Origin of the sequence: Burkholderia sp. Ac-20392, assembly GCF_017104585.1 — a bacterium.
GTDB classification, from domain to species: Bacteria; Pseudomonadota; Gammaproteobacteria; order Burkholderiales; family Burkholderiaceae; genus Burkholderia; species Burkholderia lata.
Genome location: NZ_JAAGPB010000859.1, coordinates 1 through 2,214 on the forward strand (window position 1 = coordinate 1; position 2,214 = coordinate 2,214).

At 70.2% G+C, this 2,214-nt stretch carries 3 protein-coding genes and 1 pseudogene; all 4 read right to left on the reverse strand.

Annotated elements, in window-relative coordinates:
• Positions 1-339 (reverse strand): bifunctional pyr operon transcriptional regulator/uracil phosphoribosyltransferase PyrR (pyrR, locus tag G3N99_RS39030; RefSeq protein WP_206125063.1); only part of this gene is annotated, 339 nt, incomplete at its 3' end.
• Positions 326-775, reverse strand: coding sequence for a Holliday junction resolvase RuvX (ruvX, locus tag G3N99_RS39035; RefSeq protein WP_027788201.1), 450 nt, complete (start codon positions 773-775; stop codon positions 326-328). The genes ruvX and pyrR, both read right to left, overlap by 14 nt.
• Complete coding sequence (locus G3N99_RS39040; RefSeq protein ID WP_011351143.1) at positions 772-1,350, reverse strand: YqgE/AlgH family protein; 579 nt, start codon at positions 1,348-1,350, stop codon at positions 772-774. The genes ruvX and G3N99_RS39040 overlap by 4 nt, the downstream gene beginning before the upstream one ends.
• 182 nt (positions 1,351-1,532) lie before the next feature.
• Positions 1,533-2,214: pseudogene (locus G3N99_RS39045) on the reverse strand (hypothetical protein); the annotation flags it as partial.

Consider the following 2,214-nt stretch of genomic DNA (forward strand, 5'->3'; position numbering starts at 1 on the left):
TTCGAACAGCTCGTTGAGCGCCGCGCGCACGGTGCGCCCGGTATACAGCACGTCGTCGACGAGCACGATGCGTGCGCCGTCGATCTCGAACGGCAGCGACGTCGGGCTGGCCTGGCTGTGCAGCCCCTTCTTCGCGTAATCGTCGCGGTGCAGCGCGACGTTCACGACGCCGAACGCCGGTGCGCCGAGATCGCGCGCGAGGCGCTCGGCAAGCCAGGCGCCGCCGCTGTGGATGCCGGCGAGCCGCGGGCCGCCCGGTTCGGCGAAAGCCGTGCCGTACGCGGCACGGATCTGGTCGAGCAGGACGCGGTAAAGCGCCTCGGCGTCAATGGTGCTCATGGTCGGACAATTGATCGAGATACTGTTGAAGGATGACGCGCGCGGCCTCGGCATCGAGCATCTCGGCCCGGGCGCGGCCGCGCACGTTGCGCTCGCGCAGCCCGGCCTCGGCCTCGACCGACGAATAGCGCTCGTCGACCCACGTGACGGGCAGCCCGAAGCGGCCGTTCAGCTGGTTGCCGAAGCGCTTCGCCTGCTGCGTCATGTCGTGCGGCGTGCCGTCCGGATGCATCGGCAGGCCGACGACGAGCGCGTCCGGCCGCCATTCGGCCAGCAGGTCGCCGACCGCCTTGAAGCGGTGTTCGCGGTTCAGGTTCTGGATCACGACGAGCGCACGGGCCGAGCGAGTCAGCGCATTGCCGATCGCGACGCCGATACGTTTTTCGCCGTAGTCGAACGCGAGGAGCGTCGCATCGCGCGCGCTCGCGCCACTCATGCGTGCCCTGCTTCGCCGGACAGCATCGACGAGCTGACGCCGAGCAGGCCGAGTGCGGCTTCGAAGCGCTCTTCGGCCGGCGTGTCGAACACGATGCGCGGATCGGCGGCCACGGTCAGCCAGCCGTTGCGGGAAATTTCTTCCTCGAGCTGCCCTGCCCCCCAGCCCGCATGGCCGAGCGTCAGCAGGAAGCGCTTCGGGCCGGTGCCCGTCGCGACCGCCTCGAGCACGTCCTTCGACGTGGTCATCTCCAGCCCGCCCTCGACGGACATCGACGAGTTGTAGCTCGCGCCCTCCACCGGCTCGTGCAGCACGAAACCGCGCTCGGTCTGGACCGGGCCGCCGAAGTACACCGGGATGTGCAGCAGCGGCTCGATGTCGAGCTTCAGGTCGATGCGGTTGAACAGCGATTCGAGGTCGATGTCGGTAGGACGATTGATGACGAGGCCGAGCGCACCGCGCTCGCTGTGATCGCAAAGATAGACCACCGTTCCCGAGAACGTCGGATCGGCCATGTTCGGCATGGCGATCAGGAACTGGTTGGTGAGATTGATGCGATCGGAAGGCTTTGACATGGTTTGAATTTTAGCAAAGACGCCGCGGCCTGACCGGGCCGCGATCAACAAGCAACGCCGCACCGCGCTGGCAACGGCGCGCACGGATCACACGGCACTCTAACACGCGCGCGGGCGCTGTCGGCAGCGTGTTGCGGGCCCGCGCGGCAAGGGCCGCCGGCGCGTGCTCGTCCCCTTGTTCGTCAGGCCCGGCCGAGCGCCGCGCCGAGCGCGCCGGACGCCGCGGTGAGGTCCGGCGGCGCCACGCCGGCCGCGATCTTCAGCAGCGCCGCGCGCAGCATGTCGGACGCGTGCCCGTGCGCATCGAGGCCGCCGTCGGCGAGCGGCACGCCGTGCGCAGCACGCCGCCACGCGAGGCCGAGCGTGTCGGCCAGGAGTGCCGCGTGGCCGAGTCCGAGCGCGCACGCGGCCGTACCGACCCGGTAGGCGGCGCCGGACGCATGCCATGCGGCCCCCGCGTCGGCTCTCGCCGGATCGGCAGCAAGGTCGACCATCGACGCATCGGCCGTCTGCAGGAAATCCTCATAGGCATGCGCATTGACCGTCACGACGCCGAGCGCGCGAGTCGGCGCGGCCGCGACCGCGTCGTGCTCGGCCCGGGCGGCATCGGCCTCCCACAGCGCTTCGGACGCAGGCGTGCCGGCGACGTGCCAGTCGACCGTCAGCCCGTAGTCGTGCAACACGTCGACGAGCGCGACATCCTCGGCCGCGGCGCCGAACAGCGCGAAATCGCGCCACAGCAGCGCCACCGTCTCGCGCACGAGTTCGGGCGGCGCACTGCGTCGGCCCTGCGCGTGCTCGCCGAGCAGCAGGTTCGTCCGCGCGAGAAAGCGCTTCAGCTCGGGTGCGCCGCTGGCGCGCAAT